Annotated in this window: 15 protein-coding genes and 1 tRNA gene; 10 read left to right on the top strand and 6 right to left on the bottom strand. The window is 67.1% G+C overall.

Annotation, left to right across the window (positions count from 1 at the left end):
• Positions 1-448: 448 nt before the first annotated feature.
• Positions 449-799, bottom strand: a complete 351-nt coding sequence (locus tag EPN29_02500) for a hypothetical protein (protein TAN34645.1) — start codon at positions 797-799, stop codon at positions 449-451.
• A gap of 63 nt (positions 800-862) precedes the next feature.
• Between EPN29_02500 and EPN29_02495 the strand changes: the two genes are divergently transcribed.
• A complete protein-coding gene (locus EPN29_02495; protein TAN34644.1) occupies positions 863-1,501 on the top strand; it encodes a transposase in 639 nt (212 codons plus the stop codon).
• 10 nt (positions 1,502-1,511) lie between these two features.
• Here the strand turns inward: EPN29_02495 and EPN29_02490 are convergent.
• Positions 1,512-1,587, bottom strand: a tRNA-Ala gene (locus tag EPN29_02490).
• Between the two features lie 163 nt (positions 1,588-1,750).
• A complete protein-coding gene (locus EPN29_02485; protein ID TAN34643.1) occupies positions 1,751-3,001 on the bottom strand; it encodes a DEAD/DEAH box helicase in 1,251 nt (416 codons plus the stop codon).
• 155 nt (positions 3,002-3,156) lie between these two features.
• On the opposite strand from EPN29_02485, the gene EPN29_02480 reads away from it, so the two are divergent.
• The 4 genes from EPN29_02480 to EPN29_02465 all read left to right on the top strand — a co-directional run bounded on the left by EPN29_02480 (position 3,157) and on the right by EPN29_02465 (position 5,614).
• Positions 3,157-3,945 (top strand): NAD-dependent epimerase/dehydratase family protein, encoded by a 789-nt coding sequence (locus EPN29_02480; protein TAN34652.1) that lies wholly within the window; start codon positions 3,157-3,159, stop codon positions 3,943-3,945.
• Entirely contained in the window at positions 3,942-4,430 is a 489-nt protein-coding gene (locus EPN29_02475) for a hypothetical protein (protein TAN34642.1), read from the top strand. The genes EPN29_02480 and EPN29_02475 overlap by 4 nt, the downstream gene beginning before the upstream one ends.
• Before the next feature lie 88 nt (positions 4,431-4,518).
• Complete coding sequence (locus EPN29_02470; protein ID TAN34641.1) at positions 4,519-5,067, top strand: polyisoprenoid-binding protein; 549 nt, start codon at positions 4,519-4,521, stop codon at positions 5,065-5,067.
• Positions 5,068-5,146: 79 nt separating this feature from the next.
• Complete coding sequence (locus EPN29_02465) at positions 5,147-5,614, top strand: MarR family transcriptional regulator (protein ID TAN34640.1); 468 nt, start codon at positions 5,147-5,149, stop codon at positions 5,612-5,614.
• On the opposite strand, the gene EPN29_02460 is transcribed toward EPN29_02465, so the two are convergent.
• Both EPN29_02460 and EPN29_02455 read right to left on the bottom strand, forming a co-directional pair.
• Positions 5,611-6,030: a hypothetical protein gene (locus tag EPN29_02460; GenBank protein TAN34639.1), complete on the bottom strand. Its 420-nt coding sequence runs from the start codon at positions 6,028-6,030 to the stop codon at positions 5,611-5,613. The two genes, EPN29_02465 and EPN29_02460, sit on opposite strands and share 4 nt — an antisense overlap.
• 192 nt (positions 6,031-6,222) lie before the next feature.
• On the bottom strand, positions 6,223-7,266 hold the full coding sequence (locus EPN29_02455) for a DMT family transporter (GenBank protein TAN34638.1): 1,044 nt from the start codon (positions 7,264-7,266) through the stop codon (positions 6,223-6,225).
• 170 nt (positions 7,267-7,436) lie between these two features.
• On the opposite strand from EPN29_02455, the gene EPN29_02450 reads away from it, so the two are divergent.
• The 4 genes from EPN29_02450 (at position 7,437) to EPN29_02435 (ending at position 14,369) form a co-directional block, all read left to right on the top strand.
• Complete coding sequence (locus EPN29_02450; protein ID TAN34637.1) at positions 7,437-8,033, top strand: hypothetical protein; 597 nt, start codon at positions 7,437-7,439, stop codon at positions 8,031-8,033.
• A 91-nt stretch (positions 8,034-8,124) separates the two neighbouring features.
• Complete coding sequence (acs, locus tag EPN29_02445) at positions 8,125-10,230, top strand: acetate--CoA ligase (protein TAN34636.1); 2,106 nt, start codon at positions 8,125-8,127, stop codon at positions 10,228-10,230.
• Positions 10,231-10,371: 141 nt separating this feature from the next.
• Complete coding sequence (locus EPN29_02440; GenBank protein ID TAN34635.1) at positions 10,372-11,895, top strand: amino acid permease; 1,524 nt, start codon at positions 10,372-10,374, stop codon at positions 11,893-11,895.
• Between the two features lie 56 nt (positions 11,896-11,951).
• A complete protein-coding gene (locus EPN29_02435) occupies positions 11,952-14,369 on the top strand; it encodes an FAD-dependent oxidoreductase (GenBank protein TAN34634.1) in 2,418 nt (805 codons plus the stop codon).
• A gap of 13 nt (positions 14,370-14,382) precedes the next feature.
• On the opposite strand, the gene EPN29_02430 is transcribed toward EPN29_02435, so the two are convergent.
• Positions 14,383-15,276, bottom strand: a complete 894-nt coding sequence (locus EPN29_02430) for a hypothetical protein (GenBank protein ID TAN34633.1) — start codon at positions 15,274-15,276, stop codon at positions 14,383-14,385.
• Here EPN29_02430 and EPN29_02425 point away from each other — a divergent pair.
• The gene (locus EPN29_02425) at positions 15,100-16,137 is read left to right on the top strand and encodes a MerR family transcriptional regulator (protein TAN34632.1); all 1,038 of its coding nucleotides are present in this window, start codon (positions 15,100-15,102) and stop codon (positions 16,135-16,137) included. The genes EPN29_02430 and EPN29_02425 overlap by 177 nt on opposite strands.
• The last annotated feature ends 96 nt before the right edge of the window (positions 16,138-16,233 follow it).

Here is a 16,233-nt window from a genome sequence, read left to right as displayed (position 1 = left end):
CTGAGCAAGCTCCGGCACATCCGCGTCGGTGCCGCCCACAAGAACCGGAAGGTTCGCCTGTTCGTCGCCGGTGCCGACGTCCGCATCGTCACCGAGGACGGTCAGCTTCTCAGAGCCCTCGCCCTCGAGCCAAACCGAAGCCACTACGGTCTTGCAGGCCGCTGGCCTGTGCACAATGTCCTGCAACAGGTGTCCTCGATGTCTTGAGACAGGACATTGGTGGACCCGAGGGTGTGAGAGTTCAGTAGTTACCGGACCGGCCGGGCATAGCATGTCTCAGGTGATACCGGACCGCCACTGGAGGTCGCGGCATGCAACTGGCAAGGTTCCTGGTCGAGGCGGTCGTGCTGGGCAAGCAAAGCCCGAATCAGCTGGTCCGTGAACACCGATCTCGCGCAGCTGGTTCTATGAGCTGCTGGCTCGCTACCGTCGCGACGGACCCACTGCCCTAGAGCCCAGACCCCACCGCCCTGCCGCCTGTCCTCATCAGGTCGACAAGACCGTCGTTGACGCCATCCTCGAGCTCCGCGCCGAGCTCTCTGCGGCCGGGCTCGACGCCGGTCCCCAGACCATCCTCCACCACCTCCGCGGCCGTTTCGAAAAGACCCCATCTCGAGTCACGGTCTGGCGCATTCTCAAGCGCCAGGGCCTGATCACCCCGGAGCCTCACAAACGCCCCAAGGCTTCTTTTGTCCGCTTTGAAGCGGAGCTGCCCAACGAGCTCTGGCAAATCGACGCCACCGAGTGGCACCTGGCCGACTCGAGCAAGGTCGAGATCCTCAACCTCATCGACGACCACTCCCGTCTCTGCCTGGCTTCGGTCGCCGTCCAAACCGTACGAGCCGCGGACGCCGTCCAGACCTTGTATTCGGCTGTCGAGGAATTCGATCTCCCTGCCCGCTTCCTCAGCGACAACGCGGCCGTCTTCAGCGGCAAGTCGCGACGCGGCCGCGTGGCTCTGGAGTCAGAGCTCGACCGCCTCGGCATTCAGTGCGTGCACTCCACTCCCTATCACCCCCAGACCTGCGGCAAGGTCGAACGCTTCCACCAGACCTTGAAGCTCTACCTCGCCCGGCAGGCTCCGGCCGAATCGATTGCCCACCTGCAGCTCCAGCTCGATGCTTTCCGCACCATCTACAACCAACAGCGCCCACACCGAGCCCTCGATGGGCGCACACCTTGGCAGGCCTTCAACGCTCGACTCAAGGCATCCCCTTGGCTGGCTCAGCCCCAGGTCAATTACCGCATCCGTCGCGACCGGCTCGATGGCGGCGGCCGAGTCACACTCCGCTACCTGAGTCGGCTCCGCCACTTCCAGGTCAGCTACAAGCACCGCGGCGAACCAGTCATGCTCCTGGTCGCCGGCGACCACGTGCGCGTCATCGCCGAAGATGGCGCACTGCTGCGCGAAGTGACACTGGGTCCCAGCCGCGATTACCAGCGCTCTGCCCCGCCTAAACTGGTCCGGAATCAGGTGAGACAGCGGTCCGCTTCTACCTGAGACATGACATTGGTGGACCCGAGGGGATTCGAACCCCTGACCTTCTGAATGCCATTCAGACGCGCTCCCAACTGCGCCACGGGCCCACGACGCGCACGATGCGCAGTCAGATGATGATACCGCCCGCTTCAGGTCTCACTCCGGCGCCGCCGCTAGCGTCTCCTCGAGTCATCGGGTCGAGTTTCAGGCCGGTGAAAACGATCGTGGTGAGCTATGCACCCCTAACGACAACACCAAGCCCGTTAAGGACTAACGGCTCGGTCGGCTCGGTCGGCTCGATCGGTTCCCCGCCGGCCACCGCCGGCGCCGATTGCGATCCACGCCGCGGGGCTGAGCCTGCGCCGGAGCCGGAGCATGCGCCTCCATTGGCCGGCGCTCACGGTAGTGCCAGCCGCCCTCCTCGAGCAAACGGTTGGCGTCGAGTTCGCGGATGTCGGGCGCGCCTTGGCGGCTGAGCTTCACCCACGCGGGCTCGTCCTCCGGCGTCACGAACGTCAGCGCGCGACCGGTCTCCCCCATTCGCGCAGTCCGTCCGACGCGGTGAGTGAGCCACTGCGCTGACTCGGGTAGCTCGAAGTTCACCACCAGTCCGACGTTGTCCACGTCGATACCGCGGGCCGCCACGTTGGTAGCGACCAGGATCTGGCTCCGCCCCTCGCGAAACGAAGCCATGGCACGGTCGCGGATGGACTGCGACAGATCTCCCTGCAACTCCACCGAGTTGTGCCCGAGCTGGCGCAGGTTGTGATTGAGCTTCTTGACGCCGTGCTTGGTGCGGCCGAAGACGATCGCCGTTCCGCCATGACGGCGCAGCAGCCGGCTCAACGTCTGCAGCTTCTGCTCGCGCCCGATGCGCAGCATGCCGTGCTCGAGGCGCTCGGCGTGGTGCGACTCCACACGCACCTGCACCGGTTCGTGTGTGTGCTTTTCGACCATGCGGGTCACCCAGCTCGGCATCGTCGCCGAGGCGAGCACCGTCTGCGGCTCGTAGGTGAGGCCCAAAATCCGCTCGACCGACGGAGCGAATCCGGCGTCTAGCATCTCGTCCGCTTCGTCGAGCACCAGGTACTCGATTCGGGAAAGCGAGAGCAAGCCCTGGCCGAGCAGGTCAAGGATGCGTCCGGGCGTGCCCACGACCACGTCGACTCCCCGCCGCAGAGCCAACCTCTGCGTGGCGTAGCCGACGCCACCGTACAGCACGGTTGTGCGCAGTCCGCCGGACAGCGAGCGAAGGACCTTCTCCACTTGGAGCGCCAGCTCTCGCGTCGGGGCGACGACCAGGGCGCGCGGCCCCGCGCCACCCTTGGTCAGGCGCTCGACCAACGGGACGAGGTACGCCAGGGTCTTGCCCGACCCAGTCGGCGCCTCGATGACGACGTCGCGCCCGTCCAGGAGGGCTGGGATTGCTTCCGACTGCACCTGAACCGGTTCGGCGATACCCTGAGCGGCCAGGGCCGCCAATGTGCGCGGGCCCACGCCCGCTTCGGCGAATGATGACAACGTATTCTCCTGATCCTCTCGTTTTTCGTATTTGTTCGCGACGATCAGGACACCGTTATCGTGACGGCGAGAGAGGACCCGAGCGGAGCGGGCCGGCGTACCGGCCGTGAAACTCAGTCTACGTGGTTGCCAGAATCGCCGTCGTTTCAGTCACCATGTTGACCCTCATGAATGTCCTGGTCACCGGCGGCACGGGCGCGCTCGGCCATCACGTCGTGGAGCGGCTGCGCGGGTCCGGACATCGCGCGCGCATCCTCAGCCGCAGGCCCGGGGAGGGCGATGATTGGGTGCAGGGCGACCTCGCCACCGGCGCGGGCCTCGAGCAGGCGGTGACGGGGATGGACGCGATCGTCCATGCCGGCTCCAACGCATCTCAACCGCGGAAATACCACGACACCGACGTCCTCGGCACGCGCCGGCTGCTGGCCATGGCGCGCGAAGCGCGGGTGCGGCACGTCGTCTATGTCTCGATCGTCGGCATGGAGGGCGTCGTCTATCCGTACTACAGACACAAGCTCGCGGCGGAAGCCGTGATGCGGGAGAACATCGTGCCGTGGTCGATCCTGCGGGCGACGCAGTTTCACACTCTCATGGAGCTCTTCCTCGAACGCTTCTCGACCCTCCCCGGCCTCACCACGGTGCCGTTCGGGTGGCGGTTCCAACCCGTCGACACCCACGACGTCGCCGCGCGCCTGGTCGAGGTGGTCGCCGGCAGCCCTGCCGGCCTGCTCCCCGACTTCGGCGGTCCTGAGGTGAGGGATTTCAAGAGCATCGCCCAGTCGTGGCTGGCGGCAAAAGAGTTGCGCAAGCACCTCGTCAACCTGTGGCTGCCGTTCAGGTTCAGCCGTCAGTTCGCCGAAGGCCGCTTGCTCTGCCCCGAACATGCGGACGGCACGATCACCTTCGAGCAGTACCTGGCCGCCAAGTACCCCGCACGAGCATGAACCGCATGGTCGATCGCTTCGGCAGGACGGGATTCGCCGCCATCACGAGCCTTGTCTGGGCGATCCCGACGGCCGCGTGGGCCGGCTCCGCCGACCTCTCACCGATCGACCAGACCGCCTACCCGGGGATCGCTCTCGCCATCGGCCTGGCGATGCTCGTGGTTTGGCTGGTGCTCCTCACCCGCCTGGGAAGGATCCCGGTGTCAGCGCGCCAGCGACGCCTCGATCTCGTGCAGATGTCCACGCATGAAAGGCGCTGGACCCTCGCGCTGATCGCATTCGTCACCGGGCTCATCGCCTGGCTGAACGGCGCCGCCACCGTCGACTGGGGCCCGCTCGCGGCAGCGGTCGGCGGCGGGAAGGTCGGACCCGCGCTGTTCACCGCCGCGCTGGCGGCGTTTCCCATCGCCATGCTCATCGGGATCTGGATCAGCTGGCGCCAGGCGAGCGCCGCCTTCCACCGCCGGATCGCCACCACCCGCTAGGCGCCCCACTCTCCCGGGAATAGATGCTTGCGCAGGCAAGTAGTTAGGTTAACTGCGGTCTGCATCCGCTCAATTCCGGGAGGAACCAATGGTCAGGTACGAAATCGATCCAGCACACTCAACAATCGGCTTTTCAGCCAAGCATATGGCCGTGTCCACGGTGCACGGCCACTTCAGCAAGTTCGAGGGCGGCTTCGAAGGGCCCGAAGACGACGAGACGAAAGCGCGCGGCGAGCTGAAGATCGAGGTCGCGAGCATCGACACCCGCGCCGACATGCGCGACAACCACCTCCGCTCCGCCGACTTCTTCGACGCGGACAAGTTCCCCTTCATCACCTTCAAGGTCACCGGCGTCGAACCGCGCGACGGCGACAGCTACCACGTCCTCGGCGATCTGACGATCAAGGAGACGACCAGGCCGATCACGCTCGAGGCCAGCCTCGACGGCCGCGTTCCCGACCCGTTTGGCGGCAAGGAGCGGCTCGGCGTCACCGCCACGGGCCACATCAACCGGATGGACTTCGGCCTGAACTGGGACGGTCTGGCGGGTGCCGTGCCGATGGTCAGCCACACCATCAAGCTGAACATTAACGCCGAGATCGTGGTCAAGGCGTCCGAGCTCGCCGAGGCTTCTTAAGCGGTTCCTCCGAGGGGTCGGGGAAATCCCGGCCCCTTCCTATTAATACGTGTTAATACGTGTCCAAGGAGCAAATACGATGAGCGCCGTGACCAAGGTCAGCCAGACCAAGGCGGTCCAGGTGTGGGAGGGCCTCGCCCGCCTTCACAGCACCATGACCGCAGCGCTCGAGCAGGACATGCTGCCCAAGGCTGGCATTCCGCTCGGCTGGTACCAGGTGCTCGCCCACCTGCATCATGCGCCTGGCGCCATGCTCCGCTTCCAGGATCTGGCGCGCGTCGCCGGTATCACCGACAGCGGCGCTTCGCGCCGGCTGGAGCAGATGATCAAAGCCCGCCTGATCGACCGCCGCTCCTGTCCGACGGACCGGCGTGGCGTGTACGCGCACCTGACGGAAAGGGGCACGGCGGCATACGAGAAAGCGCACGCCGTCTTCCTGCGCAGCCTGAATCGCAATCTAGGCAGCCAGCTGGAACCGGATGAGGCGGACGTGATGAACGCCGCGCTTTCGCGAATCACCAACCTTCTTGCGGAGGACGAAAGCTAGCTCGCCTCCGCCATCTTCGCCAGGTTGGCGAGCAGGGTCCCGAACTCCTTCGACACCTGCGGGCCCAGCACCCCCCGCATAATCGGCCCCAGCGGGCCCTTGACCTCGACCGTCTGGCTGATCTTGGTCTTGGCGCCGGCCGGCACGATCCGGCAGTTGAATCGGAATCTCGTCCCCGGAACGACACTGGTCTCGAGGGCAAAGCCGCGGCCCTGCTGGACGTCGAGCAGGGTCATCTTGTGGTGCTGTCCGGCACGCGTGTTCATGATCGCGTTGGTCCCGCTGGCAAACGGCCCGCTCATCTCCATGGTGCTGACGTTGGGGTTCCATTCACCCCACGTCGTGGTGTCCGACCAGATCCTCCAGACCCGATCCGCCGAGGCGGTGGTCTCGACCGACGTTCCGTACTCAGCCATGGCTCCTCCCTTTTGGTCGTGTGACCGGCGGATCACCCCAGAACACGCACATTTATAGTCCCGTTGTGAACGCGACACCAGCTCCGATCGACCTCGCGGCGACGTTCGGCGAGAATCGATTCGAGCAGCGCGACGCCTTCACCGCGGTCGTGCACGGCCTGGGCGTTCGGGCGCAGCAGCTGTGGAGCGGGGTCAGCCCTCGGCCGGTTTGAGCGCGCCCGCCGGGACGGTCACGGGAGCGGCCCTCTCCTTCGTCCAGTTGAGGAGGACGATCACGACCAGCAGCAGCGCGGTGCCGGCCACCTGCACCGGGTAGAGCGGCTGGCTGAAGCCCCACGGCGGAGGCGCCGATGCGATCAGCGTCGCCGCGACCGGATACGCCATCTCGGCGATGGTCGCCAGCGAAGCCGGAGTCCGCGAAAGCGCACGGTAGTAGAGGAGGAGGGCGAGCAGGCCCGGTATCAGCGCGATGGCGAGCAGGTTGGGCAGGAAATCACTCACCTGGTAGTGGCTGAAGCCGCCGGGGCCGTACTGGACCAGGGCGATCACCACCAGCACCGGCAGAGCCAGGATGAAGCGCAGCGACGTCATGCTCCAGAAGCTGATGGAGCCGAGGGCAAAACGGCCGAGGACGGTCCCGCTCGCCCACAGGGCGGCCGCGCCCAGCGCGAGCAGTCCCGCCTCCAGCCGGCCCTTCTGCAGCGCGGATACGGGAGCGGCCGGATCCTGCGCGAAGACCACCAGGTACACGGCGACCAGGGCGACCCCGACCGCCGGCCAGAACCATGGGCGCCGGCGCTCGCCCAGCACGAGCCATGCGAGCACGATGGCGATCACCGGTTGGGTCTGCTGGAGGACGAAGGTCTCGGCGAAGATCCGGTACGAGAACGAGGCGGTGAACAGGATGGTCGCCAGGGACTGCGCCCCCGCGGCGATCAGCCCCACCGCCAACCAGCCACGGGGACCGAGATGACGCAGCTCCCGCCAGCTCCGCACGAGCACCGGCAGCAGGAACAGGCTGACCAGCGCGTCCTCGGCGACCACGATCTGCGTGGGGCTCAGGTGGCTGATCAGCTGGTTGCGGAAATAGGCATCGGAGGCCCAGAGCGTGGCGGCGACCGCGACGAGGACGACCGAGTAACGATCCACGCTCGCCCCGCCCAACCGCCCGTTCACTCGATACTCCACCTCATCGGTTTCGCGTTCGAAACCAGCCAACAACACATGGCGCCCCAGGTTACGTCAACACCCCGGCCTCATCAACCCTGGGCAACGAGCCGCGCGCCGCGCGGCAAGGTTGGCTGGCGACCTGAATTTGACACGGACTCGCGGCGGGAGCATCTTTAGCTGTGCATCAGAGGTTGCCAGGGCCACTTCCCTGGCGCTGTTTTTAGGAGGCATTGGAGATGGCTGAAGTCAGATCCGCGGCGCCACCGGTAGCAGCGATTGCTAACCCAGCCGCGTTAGGGCTCGGCGGTTTCGCCCTCACCACCTTCGTGCTGAGCACCCATAACGCGGGCCTGGCGCCAGACCTCACGTGGGTGGGCTTGGCATTCTTCTATGGCGGGCTGGCGCAGTTTTGCGCCGGCATGTGGGAGTTCCGGACCGGCAACACGTTCGGCGCCACCGCCTTCTCGACCTACGGCGCCTTCTGGCTGGCCCTCGCCAGCTTTGTCGTCCTCCTCCTCGCCGGCAAGGTGCCTTCGAAGGACGTCAGCAGCGACCTCGGGTGGTTCCTGCTGTCGTTTGCCATCTTCAACACCTACATGCTCTTCTGGAGTGCGCGCGTCAACATCGCGGTGTTCCTGGTCTTCCTGACTCTGGAGGTCACCGAGATCCTGCTCTTCATCGGCTTCTTCTCGAATTCCACGGGCCTCGTCAACCTCGGCGGATGGGTTGGCATCCTCACGGCGATCGTCGCCTGGTACACGTCCGCCGCCGTGGTGGCCAACAGCATGCGCGCCAAGCCCATACTGCCCGTCGGCACAGCGATCTGGGTCTAGGCACAATTTATAGTCAGCGAAGGCCGGCCGTCACCAGGCTCCGGCCTGTGACGGCCGGTGATGGCGCTATACCAGGCATGGAGGGCAGACGATGAGCGAAGTCCAGGTCTCCGAGGCGGAGATTGCGGTCCACTGGCGTGAGGAGGAGTACTACTCCCCACCACCGAAATTCATCGGCCAGGCGAACGCGAACGATCCCGCCATCTTCGATCGGTTCGCCGAGAAGAACTTTCCCGAGTGCTTCAAGGAGTACGCCGACCTGCTCACGTGGGAGAGGTACTGGCACACCACGCTGGACACGAGCAATCCACCGTTCTGGAAATGGTTCGTCGGCGGCCGCCTGAACGCGTCATACAACTGCGTCGACCGGCACCTGGCGAAGTACCGGAACAAAGCCGCCTTCATCTGGGTCCCCGAACCGGAGAGCCAGAACACCCTGGCGATCACGTATCAAGAGCTCTACGAGCGCGTCAACGAGTTCGCCGCGCTGCTTCGAGACTTCTGCGGGGTCAAGACCGGCGACCGGGTCACCTTCCACCTGCCCATGGTCCCGGAGCTCCCGGTCTCCATGCTCGCCTGTGCCCGCCTGGGCGTCATCCACTCCGAGGTGTTCGGCGGGTTCAGCGGCGCCGCCTGCGGCGATCGCATCGCCGACTCCGGCAGCCACATCCTGATCACGATCGACGGCTACTACCGGAACGGCGATCTTCTCGACCACAAGGCCAAGGCCGATGAGGCTGTGGCGGCGGCGGAGAAGGCCGGCCACAAGGTCGACAAGGTCCTGGTGTGGCAGCGCCACCCTGGGACCAACTCATCCAAGACCCCGATGGTGAAGGGCCGTGACTTCTTCGTCAACGAACTGCTCGCCGGCTTCCGCGGCAAGATCGTGGAGCCCGTATCCATGCCGGCCGAGGCGCCGCTGTTCTTGATGTACACCAGCGGCACGACGGCCCGACCCAAGGGCTGCCAGCACAGCACCGGCGGCTACCTCGCCTACGTCGCCGGCACGTCGAAGTACTACCAGGACATCCACCCCGAAGACACCTACTGGTGCTTCGCGGACATCGGCTGGATCACGGGCCACTCGTACATCGTCTACGGCCCGCTGGCCCTGGCCGCGACCAGCGTCATGTATGAAGGCGTGCCCACCTACCCCGATCCCGGTCGGCCCTGGAGGATCGCCGAGCGCCTGGGAGTCAACATCTTCCATACGGCGCCGACGACCGTCCGGATGCTGCGCAAGCTCGGCCCGGACGAACCCAAGAAGTACAACTACCACTTCAAGCACATGACCACGGTCGGCGAGCCGATCGAGCCCGAGGTCTGGCGGTGGTACTACAACGTCGTCGGCAAAGGCGAGGCGGTCATCGTCGACACCTGGTGGCAGACGGAGAACGGCGGGTTCCTGGGGAGCACCCTGCCCGCGCTGCAGAAGATGAAGCCCGGAAGCTGTGGCCCCGGCGTCCTGGGCATCTATCCCGAGGTCCTCGACGAGAAGGGAAGCGCCGTGCCCGCGGGCAGTGGCAAGGCCGGCAACATCTGCATCCGCAACCCGTGGCCTGGCATTTTCCAGACGGTCTACGGCCAGCCTGAACGGTTCGTGCAGATCTACTACGAGAAGTACTGCAAGGACAAGAAGAGCAAGGATTGGCGCGACTGGCCCTACTTCGCCGGCGACGGCGCGCTCCACGCCGAGGACGGCTACTTCCGGATCATCGGGCGCGTTGACGACGTCATCAACGTCGCCGGACACCGGCTGGGCACGAAGGAGCTCGAATCGGCGAGCCTCACGGTCGAAGAGATCGCCGAGGCCGCTGCCGTGCCGGTGATGGACGAGTTGCGAGGACGGGCGGTCGAGATCTACGTCGCCCTCAAGCCCGGCCTGAAGCCGAGCCAGCAGATCGAAGACAAGGTGTCGGCCGCAATCGAGAACCTGATCGGCAAGATCGCGCGGCCGAAGGCGGTCTGGATCGTCCCGGACATGCCGAAGACGCGCTCGGGCAAGATCATGCGGCGTGTCATCGCCGGCATCTCCAACTTCACGGGTACCGGCGACATCACGACGCTGGCGAATCCCGAGGTCGTGCAGACCATCCTCCACCAGGTCCAGACGAGCAAGGTCGAGCGAGGCCAGGTGCCGCGCGAGCTGTCCCCGCGGGAGCTGGAGGAGATCAAAGCGTTCGGCAAGGTCGACTGACCGCCGGCCTTCGGGGAGGGCGGGCACGCCCCGCCCTCCCCGCCCTCCGCGTCAAACGCGGGCGTTGACGCACCTCCAGGTGGGTGATAGGTTCGTCTCGACCACGCTCCGGCCGCGCTCAACCGAAAGGAGGGGTAGCACTTGGACGACCATGCGCACCACGCCGACGTCCGTGACCTCGCGAGGTTCGGCTACAAACAGGAGTTGCGCCGGGCGCTGGGGGTCTATTCCAGCTTCGCCGTCGCCTTCTCCTACATCTCGCCGTCGACCGGCATCTTCACTCTATATGCCCTCGGCCTCGGCATCGGCGGGCCGGCCTTCATCTGGAGCTGGCCGATCGTCGTCGTCGGGCAGCTGATCATCGGCCTCAACTTCGCCGAGGTCAGCTCCCACTTCCCGGTCGCGGGCTCGGTCTACCAATGGACCAAGTACCTGTCCAACCGGACGTACTCGTGGTTCACCGGCTGGATCTATCTCTTCGCCGGCGTGCTGACCGTCACCGCCGTCGACGTGACGGTCCCGATCGTCCTCATCCCGCTCCTGAACGGGCTTGGCATCAACATCCCCAACAACACGCAGAGCCAGATCATCATCGCCGCGATCATCCTCGTCAGCACCACGCTCCTGAACATCTTCGGCGTCAGGCTGGTGGCCATCGTCAACAACACCGGTGTGGTCTTCGAGATCCTCGGCATGGTCGTCTTCGCGCTGATCCTGCTGATCTTCTACTCGCATCATTCGCCCGGCGTCATCTTCGACACCAGCACCCTGAGCGCCGGCGGAGCCAACCCCTTCGGCACGTTCATGGCGGCCATGTTCATGTCGCTGTTCGTGATCTACGGCTTCGACACCGCGAGCACCCTGGCCGAAGAGACCAGGAACCCACGGCGGGAAGCGCCGCGCGCGGTCATCGCGGCCATCATCGGGGCGGCGGTGATCGGCGCCATCTTCCTGTTCGCCACCCTGCTCGCGGTCCCCGGCAACATGAGCGATTACGTGGCGGCGATCGGGCAGGGCAAGGCCGCCCCGCCCGTGGACATCATCACCGGGAACCTTCCCGGGTGGGCGGCCAACCTGTATCTGTTCATCGTCTTCGCGGCCATCTACGTCTGCTGCCTCGCCATCCAGACCTCGACCATCCGGCTGGCGTTCGGCATGGCGCGGGACGGCAAGCTCCCGCTCGGGCAGGTGTACAACAAGGTCAGCCCCAGCCTGCACACGCCGATCGGCACGTGCATCGTGATCGGCGGCCTGTCCGCGATCCCCCTGCTCTACTACGCCGGCGCCGGCATCATCGCGATCGCCGCGACCGGGATGATCTACACCTCCTACTTCCTCGGCAACGTCGCCATCCTCATCGCGCGAAGGCGCGGCTGGCCGAAGGAGGCCGCGCCGTTCAAGCTCGGCAGCTGGGGCACGATCGTCAACCTGCTCGGACTGCTCTGGGGCGGCAGCATGCTCGTGAACTTCCTGTGGCCGCGACTCAGCAGCAACCCGCCGCTGAGCTCTCTGCCCAACGTCCCCAACCTGGGGCCCCTGGGCGGCATCCCGATCTTCGAAGCGACCATCGGCGTGATCGTGCTCGTCGGGCTCATCTATTACGCGCTGGCGCAGCGCGGGATGCCCGACACCGCCGCGATCCAGCCGGCCGAAGCGACGGCCTGAGGAACCACGGGGCCGGGTGGTGCACCCGGCCCCGATCTCCCCCTGAGAGCAACGCCTTGAGAGCCCACGCCCGCGCGGTCGTGATCGGCGGCGGCGTCGGCGGCGCCGCCATCCTCTACTGGCTGGCGCGCCTCGGCTGGACCGAGACGGTGCTGCTCGAGCGCTCGCGCGTCACCAGCGGCTCGACCTTCCACTCCGCCGGCCTGGTCGGCCAGCTGCGCGGTTCGCTCAGCCTGACCCGGATGATGATGAACTCGGTCGACCTCTACCGGTCGCTGGCCCAGGAGGTCGGGCTGGAGACCGGCTGGCACGAGGTCGGCTCGCTGCGGCTGGCCTCCAGCCAGGAGCGGATGGAGGAGCTGGCGCGGCAGGCCGGCTGGGCGAAGACCTTCGGCCTGCCGCTGGAGCTCGTCTCCGCGCGGGAGGCGCAGCGGATGTTCCCGCCGATGTCGACGGACGGCGTCCTGGGTGCGGCCTACCTGCCGACCGACGGCTACATCGACCCGAGCCAGCTGACCTTCGCGCTGGTCGAAGGCGCCCGCCGCCGGGGCGCTGAGATCTGCGAGGACACGCGCGTCAGCGCCATCGAGGTGGCGGGCGGGCGGGTCTGCCGCGTCATCACGGAGCGCGGCAACATCGACACCGAGCTGGTGGTCAACGCGGGCGGCATGTTCGCGCCCGAGATCGGCCGCATGGCCGGCGTCAACGTGCCGCTGATCGCGATGGCGCACGAGTACCTGATCACCAGGCCGGCCGGCCTGCCGCTCGACATGCCGACGATGCGCGACCCGTCCCTGCTCGTCTACTACCGGCCGGAGTCGGGCGGCCTGATCATGGGCGGCTACGAGCGCGACCCGGCGCCGTGGGGCATGGACGGCATCCCCCCGGATTTCAACGGCCGGCTGCTCGAGCCGGACTGGGACCGGTTCGAGCCGCTGATGAACAACGCGATCGTCCGGACCCCGTCCATCAAGGAGGCGGAGGTCGTGCGCCTGGTCAACGGGCCCGAGGCGTTCACCCCCGACGGCGAGTTCATCCTCGGCCCGAGCGAGGTGCGGGGCTTTTGGGTGGCGGCGGGGTTCTGCGCCCACGGCCTGGCCGGCGCGGGCGGGATGGGCCGCCTGGTCGCGGAATGGATCGTGGACGGCCGCCCCGGCCTGGACGCGTGGGAGATGGACTCCCGCCGGTTCGGCCCGCACTACACGAGCCGGGAGCACACCCTCGCCCGGACGCGGGAGGTCTACTCCACCTACTACGACGTCAAGTACCCGGGTCATGAGCGAAGCGCCGGCCGGCCGCTCCGCCTCTCACCCGCGTACCCGCGTCTGGCCGAGCTCGGCGCGGCGTTCGGCGAGAAGTCGGGCTGGGAGCGGGCCAACTGGTTCGAGCCCAACGGCGCCCGCGGCGATCAGAGCCTGCGGCCTCGCGGCTGGGCGGGCACGCTGTGGTCGCCGGCGATCGGCGTCGAGCACGCGGCGTGCCGCCAGACCGCCGCCCTCTTCGACTTCACGTCGTTCGCCAAGGTCGAGGTGCGAGGCCGTGGCGCCGCGTCATTCCTCGAACGCCTGGCGGACAACCGCGTCGACCGGGCGGTGGGCGCCCTCACCTACACGCAGATGCTCAACGAGGGCGGCGGGATCGAATGCGACTTCACGGTCACACGCCTGGCCGAGGACCGCTTCCGGATCATCACCGGCACCGCCTTCGGTCAGCACGACCTGTCGTGGGTCAAAGACCACGCGCCGAGCGACGGCTCGGTGCAGGTCGAAGACGTGACCTCGGCCTACGCGTGCATCGGGCTGTGGGGCCCGGCCGCTCGCGACATCCTGCGCCCGCTCACCCCGACCGACCTCAGCCCTGCCGCATTCCCGTTCATGACCGCCAAGCAGCTCGCGATCGGCTCCGTGCCGTGCCTGGGCCTTCGCGTCACCTACGTCGGCGAGCTCGGTTGGGAGCTTTACTGCCCGGCGGAGTTCGGCCTCCGGCTGTGGGACACGATCTGGGAGGCGGGCGGGGACAGGGGCCTGGTGGCGGGCGGCTACAAGGCCGTCGATTCACTGCGCCTGGAGAAGGGCTATCGGGTTTGGGGCGCGGACATCGGCCCGGAGGTTGATCCGTACCAGAGCGGCCTCGGTTTCTGCGTCAAGCTCGACAAGGGCGATTTCATCGGACGCTCGGCTCTGACGCGGAAGCTCGAGGCGCCGGCAAGCACGCGGCTCGTGTGCCTGGTGCTGGACGACCCGCGTTCGGTCGCGCTCGGCTCCGAGCCGGTGCGCGTCGGTGGCGACGTTGTCGGCCGGGTGACCAGCGGAGGCTACGGTTATTCGGTCGAGCGGTCGATCGCCTACGCGTTCGTGCCGGCGAGCACGGCCGTCGGCACTGCGGTCGAGGTCGAGATCTTCGGCACGTGGGTGAGCGGCCAGGTGGCGAAGGAACCGCTGTACGACCCCACCGGACAGCGGGTGCGCGCCTAGGCCGAGATCGCGCTCAAACCCGATCCCGAGGCCGAGCCGCCTCGAGGTGCTGCTCGAAGGCCCGATCGGCGGCCGTCCGCCCCAGACGTTCGAAGTGCTTGGCCGCGTAACCGGTGAAGTCGAAGTCGAGCTCCGAGATGCCGCTCTGCAGCACCCCCCACATCGCCTCGCGAAAGTCCGACATGAACCGCATGAGCCGCAGCGCGGCGAGGTCCGACGGCCGTTCGACGCCGAAGTAGCAGGACAGGAGCGCCCGGTCGTCAGCGATCTCGAAGTCGTGATTCACGGACAGGTTGGCGAGGTCGAAGAAGCGGTCTCCCATCCCGGCGTACTCCCAGTCGACGATGCGGATCTCCCCGTCGTCCAGGAAGTTGGCGTTGAGCAGGTCGTTGTGGCAGGGCACCAGGGGCTGAGGTCCGCGCGCGCGCCGGATCCGCTCCGCCGTCTCGCGCGCGGCGGCAAACGCGTCAGGGATGGTCACCTCATAGGCCTGGGCCCGCACCCTGTACTCGTCGACGACGGCATGCGCGTCAAAGCGCCCTGGGATGGCCGCGGCGCCGTGCACCTTGCGCAGCGCGCCGGCCACCCGCAGCAGAATCTCCGGCGTGCGGATCTCCTCCGGCGCCAACCGGCGGCCGTCGATGAAGCGCGTGACGAGCCAGCCTTCCGGCTGGACGAAGGCGACGACGGAAGGCCCCACCCCGATCTCGTCGGCGCGCAGGCTGGCGGCGTGCTCGACGGCGCGGTCGATGCCGAGCAGCTCGGTGCGCAAGCCGCCCATCCGGAGGACATAGGACTCGCCCTCGAAGTCGACTTTGTAGTTGCGGTTGGTGATGCCGCCATCGAGCGCGAGCACCCGCGCGGGACGTCCCGGCCAGAGCCGTTCCACGGCCGCGGCGGCTTCCACAGCACGCGGAGTCTAAGCTCCAACCCCGCGCTGTGCTTGAATGAGGCACTTTCGGAGGTCAGATTGGCCAAGTCTGAGAACGGCGGTCCCGTGTTTCGCATCGGCGATGTCGCACGGCTTGTCGGAGTGAGTCCATCGACGATCCGCACGTGGGAGCGCGAGGGCCTCGTCACTCCCAGCCGTGAGGGCGGCAGCCATCGCCGGTACACGCAGGACGACATCGAACGCCTGCGCGCCGCCCAATCACTTCTGGGTCGGGGCTACGGTCACGGCGCGCTGCGGGCGATGATGCACGGCCGGGACGTACCGGAAGAAGCGCTGGCCGGCGCGCGCCTCAGGCCGGCGCGCAGGCGGCGCGGCATGTCGCTCCGCGGCGCCGCCGCCGCCGCCGGGGTGTCGGCCTCCTACCTCAGCCTGGTCGAGCGCGGACTGGCGCAGCCTTCGGTCTCGGTCCTGCAGCGCGTCGCCTCGGCCTATGGCGGCACGCTGCTCGAGTTCTTCGGCCCCACGCCACGCTCCGACGGACAGCACAAGCTCGTGCGCGCCGCCGAGAGGCGCAAGCTGCGCGGCTTCGACCGCGTCGAGATGGAACACCTCGTCGCCTTCCCGGGGGCCGTGCTCGAGATCGAGATCTTCACCGTCGCCCCCGGCGGCGGCAGCGGCGGCAGCTACTCCCACGGGGGAGAGGAGGTCCTCTTCGTCCTCGAGGGCACCCTCGAAGTCTTTCTCGACGAATCCGAGCACTTTCGCCTGGAGGTCGGCGACACGCTCTACTTCCTGAGCTCCCAGGAACATCGATGGCTCAACCCCGGCCCGGTGCCGGCCCGGATCTTCTGGGTCAACACGCCTCCGACCTTCTGAAGGCGGCACTTGACTCGCCGCAGGGCGAGTGCTAGGGTTGCCGAACCTACGCTTGTTCTGTAGTTTCAGAACGCGGTGGGCGGAGATTTGATCAGG

The organism is bacterium, assembly GCA_004299235.1.
GTDB lineage: Bacteria > Chloroflexota > Dormibacteria > Dormibacterales > Dormibacteraceae > SCQL01.
The sequence above is the reverse complement of the archived record's forward strand: the minus strand, read 5'-3'. Positions and strand labels throughout refer to the sequence as shown.

Bases quoted from the DNA above. Each gene is read 5' to 3' on its own strand.
- EPN29_02480 (TAN34652.1), top strand. From the start codon at position 3,157: ATGTTGACCCTCATGAATGTCCTGGTCACCGGCGGCACGGGCGCGCTC.
- EPN29_02475 (TAN34642.1), top strand. From the start codon at position 3,942: ATGAACCGCATGGTCGATCGCTTCGGCAGGACGGGATTCGCCGCCATC.
- EPN29_02470 (TAN34641.1), top strand. From the start codon at position 4,519: ATGGTCAGGTACGAAATCGATCCAGCACACTCAACAATCGGCTTTTCA.
- EPN29_02465 (TAN34640.1), top strand. From the start codon at position 5,147: ATGAGCGCCGTGACCAAGGTCAGCCAGACCAAGGCGGTCCAGGTGTGG.
- EPN29_02460 (TAN34639.1), bottom strand. From the start codon at position 6,030: ATGGCTGAGTACGGAACGTCGGTCGAGACCACCGCCTCGGCGGATCGG.
- EPN29_02450 (TAN34637.1), top strand. From the start codon at position 7,437: ATGGCTGAAGTCAGATCCGCGGCGCCACCGGTAGCAGCGATTGCTAAC.
- acs (TAN34636.1), top strand. From the start codon at position 8,125: ATGAGCGAAGTCCAGGTCTCCGAGGCGGAGATTGCGGTCCACTGGCGT.